Genomic DNA, 14,343 nt, shown 5'->3' on the forward strand with positions numbered 1-14,343 from the left:
CAGCGGCGTGCCGGCCTCGGGGCGCCCGCGCCTCGGCGCGCCGGAGCCCGCCGCCCGCGCGGAGGCCGCGCCGGACGCGGGCGCCGAGCCCGACGACGCCCCGATGAAGCCCTGGAAGGTCGTCCTGGGGATCTTCGTCCTGTTCCAGGCGGCCGCCCTTCTGCACCCGGCGCTCGGGCTGCTCGTCCTCGCGGTCGCCCTGCTGCTCGGCCTGCGACGCCTGCTGCGCCGCTGGCGACGGCGCCGATGAGCGTGGCCCGGAGCCTCCCTGCCGGGCACCTCCGGACCAGCCTCGCCGCGCTCTTCGCCCTGGCCCCGGTCCTCTCGCTCGGACCGGGGGCGTCCCGGGCCGAGGAGGCGCCCGCCGCACCCGTCTTCAACAAGGCCGAGGCCGCGGAGATCGCGGAGCCGCTGCGGCAGGACCCGGCCTTGCTGCGCAGCTTCGGCACCTGCCCGGCCGACACCTTCGCGCGGGAGCGGCCGCTCTGGCGGTGGGCGTTCGCGCCCCGGCGGCCCACCGAGCGCCGCTGCGCGCGCGAGCCCGCGGCCTGCTACGCGCTCTGCACCCGGTGGTCGAACGCGCCGGCCTGCTTCGACCTCGCCCTCGCCCTGGAGCACCACTCCCTCGACGTCGCCGACATCCTCGACAAGGAGCGGCTCTACGCCCTCGCCTGCGCGGGCGGGTTCCCGGCGGGCTGCACCAACCGTGCGGCCGGGATCCGGAACGGCGGCTACGCGGAGGATCCCTTCCGCGACGCGCCGCGCGCCGACACGGATGCCTGCCTCGCCCGGAGCTTCCGCCTCGATTGCGACCGGCGCGGCGCCTGGGGCTGCGCCATGCTCGGCCAGGCCTATCGCCTCGGCGAGGGCGTCGACGCCGAGGCGTCCCGGGCCCGGGCGGCGTTCGACATGGCCTGCGCGATCAACCCGGACTTCGCGGCCTGCACCTTCGCCAAGCGGCAGCTGGCCGCGATGGGCGCGCCGTGAGCGCCGGCGACGCCGGACCGGATTCCGACGCTCTGCGGGCCCTCTACGACCGGGTCGACCCGGTGCCCGCGGGGCCGCCGGCCCCGGGCCACGCGCGCGCCTCCCTGTGCGTGGACGCGGGCGACGGGGAGGACGTCGCCGCCGCCGAGCGCTGGATGCTGGCCCATGCCGGCCGGCTCACCCGCGTGCGCAGCACCGGCTGCGGCTGCTGCGTGATCGGCTGGGACATCGAGGGCCCGGCGGCGCTCGTCGCCACCCTGCCGGCGGCGCTCGGGGCGGCCTCCGACTGGGCCGGCCCGGCCGCGGCCCCGCGGGGCGCGCCGATCGCGTGGGTTCGGCGGCTCCGCGAGCGCTGGGTCCGCCGCGGGCTGAGACGCGGCTGAGACCCGGCTGACACGGGGCGGAGACGAGGGGCCTAGCGCGGTACCGCGACGACCTCGGCGCGATCCGGCACCGGCGGCGCCGGCCTCCGCTCCGGGATCAGCCGGTCGGGCACCGCCGCCCCGCGCTCGAGGGTGGCGACCGCCAGGGGGGCGCCCCGGCCGCGCAGGGCGTGCGTCCCCAGTGGACGGGCGCGGACGCCCTCGGGCAGCCGGTCCAGCCGGTCGAGCAGATCCTGCGAGATCAGGATGCCGACGCCGAGCGGCCGGCACAGGGCCTCGATCCGCGCGGTGACGTTCACGGCGTCGCCGAAATACGCGATCTTGTGGCGGTCGACCCCGACCTCGGCCGTGACCACCGGACCGCCGTGCAGCGCCGCCCGCAGCCGCGGGACCGTGCCGAACCGGGCTTGCCAGGCCGCGGCCTGCGCGTCGATCCGGTCGAGCACCTCGAACACGCAGGTCACGCAGCGCGCGTCCTTCAGGCCGCGCTTCATCGGCCACGTGATCATCGCGAGGTCCCCGATGAAATCGTCCGTGGAGCCGGCGTTGCGCCGCACCGGCTCGGCCAACGTCGCGAAGACGGCACCGAGGTATTCCTGCGCGCGCAGGTCGCCGTGGGCCTCCGCGAAGGCCGTGGAGCCGACCACGTCGAGGAACAGGAAGATCCGCTCCTCCTGCACCGGCCTGTGGTAGCGGCCGATCATGAAGTTCACGAACACCTCGCCGCCGATCAGGTCGCGCATGCGCATGACGAAGACCAGCAGGGCCGACACGGCCAGCGAGTAGGCGAGGAACCGCGGGGTGATCCGCACCGCCGTGGACAGGCTGTCGCCGGTCAGGCCGAAGGCCCAGACGACCAGCCCGCCGAGGGCGCAGCCGAGCGTGATCAGCACCACGTAGAGCAGCTCGGCCGCCAGCATGTAGATCAGCGCCGGCAGGCGTCGCAGCCGCGTCTGGACGCCCGACAGGGCCAGGCCGGGCACGAAGGCCAGCACCGTCCCGCCGACCGCCAGGGCGTAGACGAGGCCGGCGAGCATCGAGGCCCCGCCGACGAAGAGCAGGTTGTAGAGGAGACCCGCCCCGCCGGAGGCGAGGAGGAGGGTCAGGGCCCAGAGCCAGCGGTACTGTGGGAGCATGGGCGGTCGGCGGGGTCGAGCGTGGCGGCGGGCACGGTTTGACCTACGCGATGGCGGGGGGCGAAGGCGAGAGGGCGGGGGCGCGCCGCGCCGGGCGGGTCGGGCCGGTGCCCTCAGACGGGCCGGTCAGCCGTGACCGATCGGGAGCGATTCGCGCCGTCCACACGACGTCGTCCCCTGGAGTCGCGCGGCCACAGGCGGGGGAGCTCGCCCTCACCGGGCGGTGACCGGTATCCGCGGGCATCTGCAATGAAGCGCGGAACGGCAAAGATCCACCCATCTGGGAGGTTCGGAGGCGGTGAGCCAAAGCGGATTTGGCCAGACGCGGCGAGTTTGCTTCGGCGCAGGGCCGCCTGAAAACGGACGGCCATCTGCCGGTCCCTGCAGGCCGCGCAGATCGCGGTCGGCTCTCACCGGAAGCGGACGCCGCTAACGCCGGCTCTTCTGCAGCGATGCGACCCGATCCGATCGTCTGACCCATGATGCCGATCCACGCTTAGATATGGATCCGCTTGGAGCCGAGATACCAGGGCATTGGGTCCGTCGGGCGAGTGCTCATACCTTCACTTGGCGGCCGACCAATGTCGACAGAGCCGCGCGAGAGTGTTCCGCGCGATCAGCCTCATAAGCTTCCCTTAAGCCGCGCCGTGAAGTTTCTTGAGACCCGAGAAACTGTAGTTGGTTGCAGTCGGCAGGGCGATGGGAGGATGGATGGAGCCGCATCTCGTCCGTGCGGTGCTCGGACTCGTGATCGGCTGCGCGCTCGGCTACGCCGCGCGGCGCGGCCGCTTCTGCACGCTCGGCGCGCTGGAGGATGCCGTTTACGGGCAAGATACACGGCGCCTGCGCGCCTGGGCGCTCGCCATAGCGGTGGCCATTCTCGGCGTCCATACCCTGCGACTGAGCGGACTCGCGCTTCACCGGACGCTGTACGCCACACCGCAGCTCCAGCTCGGCCCCCTCGTCGTCGGCGGCCTGACCTTCGGGTTCGGCATGGCGTTGGTGGGCAACTGCGCCTTCGGCAACCTGCTCCGGCTCGGCGGTGGGGACCTGAAGGCCCTGGTCGCGCTCCTCGTCGCCGCCGTCTCGGCGGTGATGGCAATGCGGGGGCTCACCGCCATCGTGCGGGTGGTGGCGGTCGATCCGCTCTTCGTGTCGATGCCCGGCGGACGCGCGCAGCTCCTCCCGGAGCTGCTGGGTTTCGGGCGCACCGCGGCGACTGCCCTCGCGGCCGCCTGCGCCGTCCCCCTCGCCGTCTACGCCTTCGCCGGCAGTACCTTCCGGCAGGACCGGAAACTCGTCACCGCGGCGATCGCGATCGGGATGTGTGTGACCGCCGGATGGTGGGCGACCGGCTTTGCCGGCTACGACGAGTTCGGGACCGAGCGTCCGCTATCCCTGAGTTTCGCCCGGCCGGTCGGCGACACCGTGCTCTTCGCGATGTTGGCCTCCGGTATGCAGGTGGATTTCGGGATCGCCTCGGTCGTCGGCGTCCTGCTCGGAGCGTTTATCGAGGCACGTCAGGCCGGGCGATTCCGCTGGGAGGCGCCGGACGATCCGGGCGAGTTGCGCCGGCATCTCGTCGGTGCCTTCCTGATGGGGACCGGCGGTATCACGGCTCTGGGTTGCACCATCGGCCAGGGGATCACCGGAGTCGCGACGCTCTCCGTCGGCTCCGCCATCGCCCTGGCGTCTATCGCGCTGGGCGGACGCGCCGGCCTCTACTACCTCGTGGAGCGCCGGGTCTGATCGCCTCAGGGCCCGGGCTTCCCGCCGTCCGTGAAATGCGCGCCTTCCCGTTCCAGGAAGACCCTGTAGGCGTTGCCGCGGTTGTTGGCGGCGAAGGCTGGGAGCGTCGCGTAGGCGGACCAGTCGGCGGCCCGATAAGCGGCGTCGAAATCGGTCCACGTGTCGACCGCCGCCGTCATCACGCGCCTGAGATCGGCGATGTAGCCCGCCGTGAAGGCGATGGCCCGCGCAGCCTCGGTCGAGGGGGCGCCGTGGCCGGGAATGATGAAGCGGGGCTTCAGGCCCTCGACTCGCTTCAGGGCCGCCAGCCAGCGGTCGGTATCGACGTCATCGCTGTTCATGTGCGGGATCCGTCCGTTCTGGACGATGTCGCCCGCGAACAAGACCCCGTCGGGCTCGACCATCATCATCAGGTCGCTCGCCGAGTGGGCGGGCCCGGCATAGAGCAGCACGAAGCGCTTGCCGCCGAGCGTCAGGGTTGCCCGCTCGGCAAAGGTGATGTCGGGCGGTACGATCCGCGTGTGCTCGTCCACCCAGGGGGCGAGTGCGCCCTGACGCTGGCGCAGGCGGGCATCGGCCCGCTCGTCGGCGGTCTCGTCGTTCTCGCGGTACTCCGCCGCGCGCTCCTGGGCGATCACGACCGCGCCGGTATGATCCTTGAACGCCTGCAGCCCGTAGATGTGGTCGGCGTGATAATGGCTCACGACGAGGTAGCGGACCGGCTTGTCGGTGACTCTGCGGATCTGCTCCAGGAGCGCCCAGCCGAGGCTCGGCGTGCCCAGGGCGTCGAACACGACCACGCCCTCCTCCGTGACGACGAAGCCGCCATTCGACGTGTTGCCCTCGTTGGCCTGGCTCGGCACCCCCGTGTTGCCGATGCTGTAGTAGACCGGCTCGCCGGGCACCTGCGCCACGGTGAGCGGCGTGCCGAGGGGCGGATAATCCGCGGCGCGCGCAGGTCCCACGATCACGATGGCGAGGATCAGCGCGACCCGAAGGATCATCCTCAGAGATCCTTGCAGTAGAGCTGCTTGAGGAGCCCGATCACCGCGACGGCGTTCGGGTCCTTGATGCTGTAGAAGAGTGTCTGCGCCTCCCGCCGGAACGTGAGGACCCCGTCCTCCCGCATCCGCGCGAGGTGCTGCGACAGGGCGGACTGGCTGAGCCGCAGCTCCTCGACCAACTGCCCGACCGTCATCTCGCCGTGGACGATCAGAAGGCAGGCTATCATCAGCCGGTGCTCGTTCCCGAGCAGGCGCAGGAGCCGCACGGCCTGGGCGGCCTGATCCGCGAAGGCATCCAGTGTCGTCTCGTCGATCGTCGTCGCCTGCATGGTCTCGCAAAACCGGCTTGGCCCAAATTGGATCGGGCGAGAAGAGATCGCGGCCATCGTCGCCCGAACGGGGCGCCCTGGCCAGTCAGCGAACCGCCGCAACGGAACGGCGGTCCCTATATCAGATTTTGCTAAATTAGCATTGACTGATGGAAGGCGGCTGGCTAGCCCTAGAGAAACGGCGCGAGCCGGTCAATTCGGGAGGAAGCCGGTGACGAACCGGACTGACGGGCGCACGCCAGAAGGCGGAGCGCCGACGCGATCCCATGCGCCGGCCCTCGCCCGCAGGCGCTTCCTGCGGCTCGCAGCGGCGGGAGCGGGCGGCGCGGCGCTACCGAAGCTCGCCGGGGCTGGAGAGGCGGGACCGCCGGCCGAGTATCCCTGGTCGCAGAGCCTCGGGGCTGGGGTCGTGGACCGGCCCTACGGTCAACCCGCCGCGCAGGAGGCCGGCGTGATCCGCCGAAACGTGCCCTGGCTGACGGCCGGCACGGAATCGTCGATCAGCTTCTCCCCGATCCAGGACTTGCAGGGCATCCTCACGCCCAACGGCCTGTTCTTCGAGCGCTACCATGCCGGCCGCGTCGACGTGGATCCGGAGCAGCATCGTCTGATGATCCACGGTCTGGTGGAGCGCCCCCTGCTGCTCGCCATGAGCGATATCGTCCGCTTCCCCTCGGTCTCGCGCATCCATTTCATCGAGTGCCCGGCCAATGGCGGCATGGAGTGGCGCGGGGCGCAGCTCAACTCGCTCCAGTTCACCCACGGCATGATCTCCTGCGCCGAGTGGACCGGCGTGCCACTCTCGACCCTCCTCGCGGAGGTCGGCGTGAAGCCCGAGGGCAAGTGGGTGATGTTCGAGGGGGCGGACGGCGCCCACATGAACCGGTCCCTGCCGCTGTCCAAGTGCCTGGACGATTGTCTGATCGCCTACGGCCAGAACGGCGAGGCGCTGCGGCCGGAACAGGGTTATCCGCTGCGTCTGGTGGTGCCGGGCTGGGAAGGCAATGTCAGCGTCAAGTGGCTGCGGCGTATCAAGATCGGCGACCAGCCGTGGTATACGCGCGAGGAGACTTCCAAGTACACCGACCTGATGCCTGACGGGCGATCGCGGGGATTTACTTGGGGAATCGATGCCAAGTCGGTCATCACCTTTCCCTGCCCCGAGAAGCCGCTCGGCAAGCCCGGCCTCTACGAGGTGCGCGGCCTCGCCTGGACCGGCAATGGCAAGGTCAAGCGGGTCGACGTGTCCTTCGACGGCGGCGCCAACTGGCAGACCGCGGCCCTGCACGAGCCGGTCCTGTCGAAGGCTCTGACCCGGTTCTCCCTGCCGTGGCAATGGGATGGCGGGCCGGCCCTGCTCGAATCCCGCGTCATCGACGAGACCGGATACGTACAGCCGACCATCGCCGATCTGCGCAAGGTCCGCGGTGTGAACTCGGTCTACCACAACAACTCGATCCAGACCTGGCAGGTGAAGCCGGATGGCAGCGTGTTCGATGTCCAGACCGCTTGAGACCCTTCTCGCTCTCGGAGCACTGCTCGCCCTCGCCGGGGCCACGCAGGCCGGCGAAAGGCCCCGCTACGGCTACGGCACGCCTCCAACCCAGGCGCAGGTCGACGCCTGGAACATCGACGTGCGCGGCCATGACGGCCTTGGCCTACCGGCCGGCAAGGGCGGCGTCGACCAGGGCAGCGAGGTCTTCGCCGAGAAGTGCGCCGCCTGTCACGGCACGTTCGGCGAGGGCGTCGACCGCTGGCCCAAGCTCGCGGGCGGGGAAGGCACCCTGAAGGCGGACCGCCCGGAGCCGACCGTGGGCAGCTACTGGCCCTTCGCCGCGACCCTCTACGACTACATCGACCGGGCGATGCCGTTCCCGAATCCGCGCAGCCTCGCGCCGGACGAGATCTACGCGCTCACCGCGTACATCCTGAACCTCAACAACCTCGTGCCCGCCGACTTCGTGGCCGACAAGGACAGCCTGCCCAAGGTCAGGATGCCGAACCACGGCAGTTTCACCTGGACGGATCCGCGGCCCGACACCCGAGTCGCGCCGTGCATGACCGGGTGCCGCGATCCGAAGGCGGTCGTGATCACCTCGACCGCCGAGGGCAAGACCCTGACCCCGCGCACCACGGGGCCCCTCGACGACATGCAGCCGAAATGACGTCCCCCAAGGAGGCCTCCATGCATCGGCGTCCCGCCACGGCCTTGCTGCCCGCCGCGCTGCTCCTCGCCTCCGCCGGTACCGCGCTGGCGCAGGGTGATGCGGCCGAGGGAAAGGCGATCGCGTTCGACCGCGGCCGGGGCAACTGCCTGTCCTGCCACGCGATTCCGGGCGGCGACCTGCCCGGAAACATCGGCCCGTCGCTGGCGGGCCTGAAGGAGCGATACCCGAACCGCGAGGATGTGGTCGCGATCATCCGAGACGAAACCCTGCGCAACCCGGCGACAGTGATGCCGCCGTTCGGACGGAACCTGCTCCTCTCCGACCGGGAGATCCGGTCCGTCGTCGAGTACCTCTATTCGTACTGAAAGGAAGGCCGACATGGCTGCCTCTGACAGCAAGATGTTCGACCGTCGCTTCGTCCTCCGGGCGGCGGGCCTCGGGAGCGTTCTGGCGGTGACCGCCTTCGGATTTCCGCTCCGAGCGGCGGCCAGTTCCGCCGCCTACCCTGCCGACGCCTTCAGGCAGAAGGGCGAGGCGGACGCGGTGAAGGCGCTGTTCGGACAGGCCGCCGCGGCCTCCGACAAGGTCAAGCTCGACGCGCCCGAGATTGCCGAGAACGGCGCCGTCGTGCCCGTCTCGGTCAGCACCGACCTGCCGGACGTGACCGCGATCGCGATCCTGGTGGCCGAGAACCCGAGTGCCCTGGCCGCCCTGTACAAGTTCGCGCCTGGCACGCCGCCCACCGTGGCGAGCCGCCTGAAGATGGCCAAGACCACGCCGGTCATCGCCGTCGTGGAGGCCGGAGGCAAGCTCTACAGCGCCACCAGGGAAGTGAAGGTCACGGTCGGCGGCTGCGGCGGCTGACGACGCCAACACGAGCGGAGGAACATCCATGCCATCGACCATCCGCGTGCGCGCGACCGCCAGCGGCGACCAGACCGACGTCCAGTCGTTGATCCAGCATCCCATGGATTCCGGATACGTGAAGGATTCCAAGGGGGAGCTGATACCCCCGCACTATATCGAGACCGTCACCTTCGAGCACGACGGCAAGGCGGTGTTCACCGCCTTCTGGGGGCCCGCAGTCTCGAAGGACCCCTACCTCAAGTTCAAGTTCTCGGGAGGCAGGAAGGGCGACGAGCTCAAGGTCAGCTGGACGGATAACCTGGGCAAGACGGATTCGTCCGTCGCGAAGATCGGATGAGTGCCCGCCGCGCCCCGGCGGTCGGGTTCGCCCTCGCCTTCGCCCTCGCCTTCGGCCTCGTCGCCGGCCTCTCCGTGGCGCGTGCCGCCGACGCCGTCGATCCGAAGGCCGACCTGAAGGCGTTCCAGGCCTACTTCTTCGAGAAGTTCCCGAACGTGACGCGTGAGGACTTCGTGAACGGGCCCTACTCGATGGATGAGGGCATGCGCAAGCAATGGGAGGAGAAGGAAGAATTCCCGCCCTATGACTTCGCGGTCGAGCGCGGCAAGGAACTGTTCGAAACGCCGTTCAAGAACGGCAAGACCTTCGCGGGCTGCTTCGAGAACGGCGGCATCGGCGTGCGTCAGACGTATCCGCGCTTCGACCCCGGGCTCGGCGAGGTCGTCACGCTGGAGTACGCGGTCAACCGCTGCCTCACCGAGAACGGTGAGGCCCCCTATTCCTACGTCAAGGACGATATGGCCGCCGTGACGGCCTACATGGCGTTCACCTCGCGCGGGAAGCCTTTCACCGTCACGGTCCCGGACGATCCGCGGGCGCTCGCGGCCTACGAGGCCGGCAAGCAGTACTTCTACACCCGCCGGGGACAGCTCAACTTCTCCTGCGCGAGCTGCCACGTCCAGAATCCCGGGAACCGCATCCGCGCCGAGGTTCTGGCGCCAGCGCTCGGCATCACTGCGGCGCTGCCGATCTACCGCTCGGAATGGGGCGGCATGGGCACGGCGACCCGCCGCTACATGTCGTGCAACAGCCAAGTCCGCGGAACGCCGCTCGCCCCCGACGACGTGCTCTACCGCGACGTCGACTACTTCCTCTCCTTCATGAGCAACGGGCTGCCGATCTCCGGCCCCGGCGCGCGTCCGTGAGGTCGGCCATGGTCTCGCCAACGGTGCGCGCCGCGCTCGCCTTCCTCCTGCTACCGGCCTCGGCCGCCCTGGCGGCGGGGGCGGAGGAGGCGAGGCAGGCCTACGCGGCGGCCAAGATGCTCTCGGACACGGCGGCCGCCAACAAGAACCAGTGGCCCGCCACGGCGACGGCGCTCGCCGCCGCCAGGGCCGCGACCGAGACGGGCCGCTTCGACGAGGCCGTCGCGCGGGCGATGGAGGCCGAGGCGCTGGCCCGCGCCTCCATCGCGCAGACCGAGCGAGAGAAGACCGCCTGGAAGGATGCGGTGATCCGATGACGCGCGAGCTGGACGTATCGAGCCCCGGCCTGCGCCGACGGCAACTCCTCCAGGCCGGCGGCGCCGCCCTGGCACTGCCGTTCCTGTGGCGCCGCACCCTGGCGCAGGACAGGGGCGCGGGGCTCTACGCGCTGCAGCCGTTCGGCAATGCCCGCCTTCTGCACATGACCGACACCCATGCCCAGTTGCGGCCGGTCCTGTTCCGGGAGCCGAGCGTCAATATCGGCATCGGTGCGATGCGCGCCCGCCCGCCCCACCTGGTCGGCGAGGCGTTCCTGAAGCGGTTCGGCATCGCTCCCGGCAGCCGCGAAGCCTACGCCTTCACCTATCTCGATTTCGAGGCGGGCGCGCGGCGCTACGGCCGGCTCGGCGGCTTCGCGCACCTGAGCAGCCTCGTCGCCCGGCTGCGCGCCGAGGCGCCCCGCGGACATGCCGTGCTGATCGACGGCGGCGATCTCTGGCAGGGCAGCGGCCTCTCGAATGCCCGCAAGGGCGCCGACATGGTCGAGGCGGCCAATCTCCTGGGTATCGAGGCCATGACCGGCCACTGGGAGTTCACCTACGGGCAGGACGGGCTGCGGGCCAACCTCGACAGGTTCAAGGGCGAGTTCCTGGCGCAGAACGTGTTCCTCACGGAGGAGGCGGCCTTCAACGAGGCGCCGGCCTTCGATTCCGCGTCCGGCCGAGTGTTCAAGCCGGCGACCGTGAAGGCATTCGGCGACCGCCGCGTCGCGGTCATCGGCCAAGCCTTCCCCTACGTGCCGATCGCGCACCCGAAGCGCTTCACGCCGGATTGGACCTTCGGCATCCGCGACCGCGAACTCCAGACCCTCGTGGACGATCTGCGGGCGAAGGAGAAGGTCGACGCCGTGGTGCTGCTCTCTCACAACGGCATGGACGTCGACCTGAAGCTCGCGAGCCGCGTCTCCGGCATCGACCTCATCCTCGGGGGGCACACCCACGACGCGGTGCCCGAGCCGGTCGCGGTGGAGAATTCCGGCGGGAAGACGCTCGTCTCGAATGCCGGCTCGAACGGCAAGTTCCTGGCGGTGGTCGATCTCGACCTCGCTCCGGGCTCCCTGCGGGGCATCCGCTACCGCCTGCTCCCGGTCTTCGCCGACCTCCTCGAGCCCGATGCCGAGATGGAGGCGTTGATCGCCGCCCTCGAGGCCCCGCACGCGGCCGCGTTCGGGCGGCGCCTCGCAACCGCGGAAGGCCTACTCTACCGCCGAGGCAACTTCACCGGCACGATGGACCACCTGCTCTGCGATGCCCTGCGCGGGCAACTCGACGCGGAGATTGCCCTGTCTCCGGGCTTTCGCTGGGGGACCACGACCCTTGCCGGAGGAGAGATCACGGCTGCCGACGTCCTGGCGCAGACCGCGACGACCTATTCGGAGGTCTACGTCCAACCGATGACCGGCACCCAGATCCGCTCGATCTTGGAGGATGTCTGCGACAACCTCTTCAATCCGGATCCGTATTACCAGCAAGGCGGCGACATGGTCCGCGTCGGCGGCTTGAGCTACCGCTGCGAGCCGGGTGCCGAGAGCGGCAAGCGCCTCTCGAACCTCACCCTCACGGACGGCGGCGCCCTCGATCCGGCCAAGACGTACCGCGTCGCGGGCTGGGCCTCGGTGAACCCGCAGGATGGCAAGCCGGTATGGGAGGTGCTGGAGGCCCATCTCGGTCGCTCGTCGAAGGCGCACCTGTCGGCCGACCGGCCGGTCGATGTCGGCGGCGTGGCGGACAATCCCGGCTACGGCGGAGCCGCGTGAGGCGCGTCGGCCTCCCGCGCCGGCTGCTCCTCGGCGCGGCCCTTGTCCCGGCCGCTGCATGGGCGGCCGGGACCGTCGGCGGCGGCGCGCCACCGGAGATCTCAGCCTTCGCGGAGCACCGCCTCGCCCTGCAGCTGTCAGAGCGGGAGCCGCACCGGCAGGATCTCGTGCTCAGCGTCGCCAACAACGTGCTGAAGGCCTACGGGCCGGACAAAGTCGCCGTCGAGGTCGTCGCCTTCGGGCCCGGCATCGATCTCCTGCGCGCGGACAGCCCCCGCCGCGCGGCCGTCGACAGCCTCGCGTCGCAGGGCGTGCGCTTCGACGTCTGCCTGAACACCGTCGAGACCATTGCCCGCGAGACCGGGCAGCGGCCGGCGCTCAACCCGCACGCCATCCCGGTCGAGGCCGGCGTTGTGCAACTCATGACGCTCGCCGAGGCCGGGTACATCCTAGTCCGGCCCTGACCGAGGATCCGCCATGCGACAGCCTGCCCGACGCCTGATCCTGTTCCTGCTGGCCGGGCTCGCTGCCGCCCCGGTCGCGGCCGCCGAGGCCGGTAAGGGGCATCGCGTGGTGTTCCAGGTGGACACGGCCGACCCGGCCACGATGAACCTGACGCTCAACAACGCGACCAACGTCATCGACTATTATCGCGCCCAGAACGAGCAGGTGGAGATCGACATCGTCGCCTTCGGGCCGGGCCTCGCCATGTATCGGGCCGACAAGTCCGCGGTCGCCGACCGGATCGCGCATTTCGCCGATTACGGCTTCCCGTCGAAGATCCAGTTCTCCGCCTGCAACAACACCAAGACCGCCATGGAGAAGGCCGAGGGACACCCGATCACGCTGCTGCCGCAGGCGACGATCGTGCCTTCCGGCGTGGTGCAGATCATGGAGCGGCAGGAGCAGGGGTGGAGCTATGTGCGGCCTTGAGACGATCCGCGGGCGCGCCGTCCTCGTGGCCGTCGCGAGCATGAGTCTCGCGCGGCCAGTCGCCGCCGAAGAGGCGCTGGTCACCTACAGGTCGGTCTCTCCGGACATCGCCCTGGAGATCGCCCAGGCGGCCATGAAGCGGTGCCGCGACGACGGGCTTCAGATCGCGGTCGTCGTGATGGACCGGTTCGGCGCCCCCCTCGTGCTGCTGCGCGACCGCTTCGCCGGCCTGCCCTCGGCGGCCACGGCGTCATCGAAGGCCTACACGGCACTGAGCTTCCGCAGCAGCACGGCGGAGTTCGCCCGAGGCATCGAGAACAAACGCCTCGATGCCGGCCTCGGCCGGCTGCCGAACGTGGTCGCCATGGCGGGCGGCCTGCCCGTCGAGGCAGGGGGAAGCGTCGTCGGCGCGGTCGGCGTCTCAGGCGCGCCGGGTGGCGACAGGGACGAGGCCTGCGCCGCCGCCGGGATCGAAGCCGTGCGGGACCGGCTCGACTTCTGACACGGGCCCGGGCGCCCTTAAGCGCGGCTTAAGCTCGGCCGCGAGGATCGCCGCCCGACGCCCGTTCCGTCCCGCCTGCCGCCCGACGCGGCCGGCAGCGGAGTATCCCGCCGGGCTGCCTCTGAAGGCCTCCGCATGCCGCTCCGTTTATCGTCCCTGCCGGCTCTGGTCCTGGCGGCTTCGGCGCTCGGCGCCTGCTCCGCTACCCTGGGCGCCCCGGAGCCCGGCGCGGTCGCGTCGCTGCCGCCGGATGTCCAGCGGCGCTACGCGGCCATCACCGACGAGCCCTACGCGGTCCCGGCGATCGATCCGCAGGACATCAAGGCGCGCAACGTCCGCCAAGTGGTCGACTACGACACGACCGAACCCCCCGGGACGATCCTGGTCGATCCCTACAACCGCTTCCTCTACCTCGTCCTGGAGGGCGGGAAGGCCCTGCGCTACGGCGTCGGCGTCGGCAAGGCGGGCTTCGAGTTCGCCGGCACCGCGACGGTGGCCCGCAAGGCCGCGTGGCCGAACTGGACGCCGACACCCGACATGATCCGGCGGGAGCCCGACCGGTACGGGCCCTGGGCCGGCGGCATGAAGGGCGGCGCGCGCAATCCCCTGGGCGCCCGCGCCCTGTACCTGTTCAAGGACGGCAAAGACACGCTCTACCGCATCCACGGCACCACCGAGCCCTGGAGTATCGGAGAGGCCGTCTCCTCCGGCTGCATCCGGATGCTCAACCAGGATGTCATCGACCTTCACCGCCGCGTCCCGACGGGATCGAAGGTCGTGGTGCTGGGACCGCGCGCGGTCGCGAGCGCCGGCCGGTCTGATCCAGCGACGACGGAGAGCATCGTGCCCGGATCGAGCGGCGCCGGACGCGTTGACCGGACGGGTCTCGATGCGCTGACGCGGCAACTCACGACGGGAACCCGTCGGACAGCCTCCGGCGTCGCGGATGAGTCGGAGGTTGGCGACGGTCGCTGATGCCCGCGATCG

18 protein-coding genes and 1 pseudogene are annotated in these 14,343 nt (G+C 70.6%); 16 read left to right on the top strand and 3 right to left on the bottom strand.

What is annotated here, in order from left to right:
- From ACLBXO_RS17655 to ACLBXO_RS17665, 3 genes and pseudogenes are all read left to right on the top strand, one after another.
- Nucleotides 1–250: pseudogene (locus ACLBXO_RS17655) on the top strand (RNA-directed DNA polymerase); the annotation flags it as partial.
- Entirely contained in the window at nucleotides 247–987 is a 741-nt protein-coding gene (locus tag ACLBXO_RS17660; protein ID WP_447686148.1) for a hypothetical protein, read from the top strand. The pseudogene ACLBXO_RS17655 and the gene ACLBXO_RS17660, both read left to right, overlap by 4 nt.
- A complete protein-coding gene (locus tag ACLBXO_RS17665; RefSeq protein ID WP_447686149.1) occupies nucleotides 984–1,370 on the top strand; it encodes a hypothetical protein in 387 nt (128 codons plus the stop codon). Before ACLBXO_RS17660 ends, ACLBXO_RS17665 begins: the two co-directional genes overlap by 4 nt.
- Nucleotides 1,371–1,402: 32 nt before the next feature.
- Here ACLBXO_RS17665 and ACLBXO_RS17670 read toward each other — a convergent pair whose 3' ends face one another.
- Nucleotides 1,403–2,506, bottom strand: a complete 1,104-nt coding sequence (locus ACLBXO_RS17670; protein WP_331317418.1) for an adenylate/guanylate cyclase domain-containing protein — start codon at nucleotides 2,504–2,506, stop codon at nucleotides 1,403–1,405.
- A 711-nt stretch (nucleotides 2,507–3,217) separates the two neighbouring features.
- Here ACLBXO_RS17670 and ACLBXO_RS17675 point away from each other — a divergent pair.
- Nucleotides 3,218–4,255 (top strand): YeeE/YedE family protein, encoded by a 1,038-nt coding sequence (locus tag ACLBXO_RS17675; protein ID WP_447686150.1) that lies wholly within the window; start codon nucleotides 3,218–3,220, stop codon nucleotides 4,253–4,255.
- A gap of 5 nt (nucleotides 4,256–4,260) precedes the next feature.
- Here the strand turns inward: ACLBXO_RS17675 and ACLBXO_RS17680 are convergent, their stop codons facing one another.
- Together ACLBXO_RS17680 and ACLBXO_RS17685 are read right to left on the bottom strand one after the other, a co-directional pair.
- Nucleotides 4,261–5,259 carry an MBL fold metallo-hydrolase gene (locus tag ACLBXO_RS17680; protein ID WP_331317422.1) on the bottom strand — a complete coding sequence of 333 codons (999 nt, stop codon included), beginning with the start codon at nucleotides 5,257–5,259 and terminating at the stop codon, nucleotides 4,261–4,263.
- A 2-nt stretch (nucleotides 5,260–5,261) separates the two neighbouring features.
- A complete protein-coding gene (locus ACLBXO_RS17685; protein ID WP_331317423.1) occupies nucleotides 5,262–5,588 on the bottom strand; it encodes an ArsR/SmtB family transcription factor in 327 nt (108 codons plus the stop codon).
- Nucleotides 5,589–5,799: 211 nt separating this feature from the next.
- Between ACLBXO_RS17685 and soxC the strand changes: the two genes are divergently transcribed.
- The 12 genes from soxC to ACLBXO_RS17745 all read left to right on the top strand — a co-directional run bounded on the left by soxC (nucleotide 5,800) and on the right by ACLBXO_RS17745 (nucleotide 14,331).
- Nucleotides 5,800–7,101: a sulfite dehydrogenase gene (gene soxC, locus ACLBXO_RS17690; RefSeq protein ID WP_331317424.1), complete on the top strand. Its 1,302-nt coding sequence runs from the start codon at nucleotides 5,800–5,802 to the stop codon at nucleotides 7,099–7,101.
- A complete protein-coding gene (locus ACLBXO_RS17695; RefSeq protein ID WP_331317425.1) occupies nucleotides 7,085–7,753 on the top strand; it encodes a c-type cytochrome in 669 nt (222 codons plus the stop codon). The genes soxC and ACLBXO_RS17695 overlap by 17 nt, the downstream gene beginning before the upstream one ends.
- Nucleotides 7,754–7,773: 20 nt before the next feature.
- On the top strand, nucleotides 7,774–8,121 hold the full coding sequence (gene soxX, locus ACLBXO_RS17700) for a sulfur oxidation c-type cytochrome SoxX (protein WP_331317427.1): 348 nt from the start codon (nucleotides 7,774–7,776) through the stop codon (nucleotides 8,119–8,121).
- 13 nt (nucleotides 8,122–8,134) lie between these two features.
- On the top strand, nucleotides 8,135–8,620 hold the full coding sequence (gene soxY / locus ACLBXO_RS17705) for a thiosulfate oxidation carrier protein SoxY (protein ID WP_331317428.1): 486 nt from the start codon (nucleotides 8,135–8,137) through the stop codon (nucleotides 8,618–8,620).
- 28 nt (nucleotides 8,621–8,648) lie between these two features.
- Nucleotides 8,649–8,960: a thiosulfate oxidation carrier complex protein SoxZ gene (gene soxZ, locus ACLBXO_RS17710; protein ID WP_331317429.1), complete on the top strand. Its 312-nt coding sequence runs from the start codon at nucleotides 8,649–8,651 to the stop codon at nucleotides 8,958–8,960.
- Nucleotides 8,957–9,826 (top strand): sulfur oxidation c-type cytochrome SoxA, encoded by an 870-nt coding sequence (gene soxA, locus ACLBXO_RS17715; RefSeq protein WP_447686151.1) that lies wholly within the window; start codon nucleotides 8,957–8,959, stop codon nucleotides 9,824–9,826. The genes soxZ and soxA overlap by 4 nt, the downstream gene beginning before the upstream one ends.
- Before the next feature lie 8 nt (nucleotides 9,827–9,834).
- On the top strand, nucleotides 9,835–10,143 hold the full coding sequence (locus ACLBXO_RS17720) for a hypothetical protein (RefSeq protein WP_331317431.1): 309 nt from the start codon (nucleotides 9,835–9,837) through the stop codon (nucleotides 10,141–10,143).
- On the top strand, nucleotides 10,140–11,921 hold the full coding sequence (gene soxB, locus ACLBXO_RS17725; RefSeq protein WP_331317432.1) for a thiosulfohydrolase SoxB: 1,782 nt from the start codon (nucleotides 10,140–10,142) through the stop codon (nucleotides 11,919–11,921). Before ACLBXO_RS17720 ends, soxB begins: the two co-directional genes overlap by 4 nt.
- Nucleotides 11,918–12,385, top strand: a complete 468-nt coding sequence (locus ACLBXO_RS17730) for a DsrE family protein (RefSeq protein WP_331317433.1) — start codon at nucleotides 11,918–11,920, stop codon at nucleotides 12,383–12,385. Before soxB ends, ACLBXO_RS17730 begins: the two co-directional genes overlap by 4 nt.
- A gap of 13 nt (nucleotides 12,386–12,398) precedes the next feature.
- Nucleotides 12,399–12,854 (top strand): DsrE family protein, encoded by a 456-nt coding sequence (locus ACLBXO_RS17735; RefSeq protein ID WP_331317434.1) that lies wholly within the window; start codon nucleotides 12,399–12,401, stop codon nucleotides 12,852–12,854.
- Complete coding sequence (locus ACLBXO_RS17740) at nucleotides 12,841–13,356, top strand: GlcG/HbpS family heme-binding protein (protein WP_331317435.1); 516 nt, start codon at nucleotides 12,841–12,843, stop codon at nucleotides 13,354–13,356. The genes ACLBXO_RS17735 and ACLBXO_RS17740 overlap by 14 nt, the downstream gene beginning before the upstream one ends.
- Before the next feature lie 135 nt (nucleotides 13,357–13,491).
- Nucleotides 13,492–14,331 carry a L,D-transpeptidase gene (locus tag ACLBXO_RS17745; protein ID WP_447686152.1) on the top strand — a complete coding sequence of 280 codons (840 nt, stop codon included), beginning with the start codon at nucleotides 13,492–13,494 and terminating at the stop codon, nucleotides 14,329–14,331.
- Nucleotides 14,332–14,343: the final 12 nt, after the last annotated feature.

The sequence above is a fragment of the Methylobacterium sp. C33D genome, from assembly GCF_053345825.1.

What these genes read in the sequence shown, in the direction of transcription:
- ACLBXO_RS17660 (WP_447686148.1), top strand. Translation starts at nt 247, where the DNA reads ATGAGCGTGGCCCGGAGCCTCCCTGCCGGGCACCTCCGGACCAGCCTC.
- ACLBXO_RS17670 (WP_331317418.1), bottom strand. Translation starts at nt 2,506, where the DNA reads ATGCTCCCACAGTACCGCTGGCTCTGGGCCCTGACCCTCCTCCTCGCC.
- ACLBXO_RS17675 (WP_447686150.1), top strand. Translation starts at nt 3,218, where the DNA reads ATGGAGCCGCATCTCGTCCGTGCGGTGCTCGGACTCGTGATCGGCTGC.
- ACLBXO_RS17680 (WP_331317422.1), bottom strand. Translation starts at nt 5,259, where the DNA reads ATGATCCTTCGGGTCGCGCTGATCCTCGCCATCGTGATCGTGGGACCT.
- ACLBXO_RS17685 (WP_331317423.1), bottom strand. Translation starts at nt 5,588, where the DNA reads ATGCAGGCGACGACGATCGACGAGACGACACTGGATGCCTTCGCGGAT.
- ACLBXO_RS17695 (WP_331317425.1), top strand. Translation starts at nt 7,085, where the DNA reads ATGTCCAGACCGCTTGAGACCCTTCTCGCTCTCGGAGCACTGCTCGCC.
- soxX (WP_331317427.1), top strand. Translation starts at nt 7,774, where the DNA reads ATGCATCGGCGTCCCGCCACGGCCTTGCTGCCCGCCGCGCTGCTCCTC.
- soxY (WP_331317428.1), top strand. Translation starts at nt 8,135, where the DNA reads ATGGCTGCCTCTGACAGCAAGATGTTCGACCGTCGCTTCGTCCTCCGG.
- soxZ (WP_331317429.1), top strand. Translation starts at nt 8,649, where the DNA reads ATGCCATCGACCATCCGCGTGCGCGCGACCGCCAGCGGCGACCAGACC.
- soxA (WP_447686151.1), top strand. Translation starts at nt 8,957, where the DNA reads ATGAGTGCCCGCCGCGCCCCGGCGGTCGGGTTCGCCCTCGCCTTCGCC.
- ACLBXO_RS17720 (WP_331317431.1), top strand. Translation starts at nt 9,835, where the DNA reads ATGGTCTCGCCAACGGTGCGCGCCGCGCTCGCCTTCCTCCTGCTACCG.
- soxB (WP_331317432.1), top strand. Translation starts at nt 10,140, where the DNA reads ATGACGCGCGAGCTGGACGTATCGAGCCCCGGCCTGCGCCGACGGCAA.
- ACLBXO_RS17735 (WP_331317434.1), top strand. Translation starts at nt 12,399, where the DNA reads ATGCGACAGCCTGCCCGACGCCTGATCCTGTTCCTGCTGGCCGGGCTC.
- ACLBXO_RS17740 (WP_331317435.1), top strand. Translation starts at nt 12,841, where the DNA reads ATGTGCGGCCTTGAGACGATCCGCGGGCGCGCCGTCCTCGTGGCCGTC.
- ACLBXO_RS17745 (WP_447686152.1), top strand. Translation starts at nt 13,492, where the DNA reads ATGCCGCTCCGTTTATCGTCCCTGCCGGCTCTGGTCCTGGCGGCTTCG.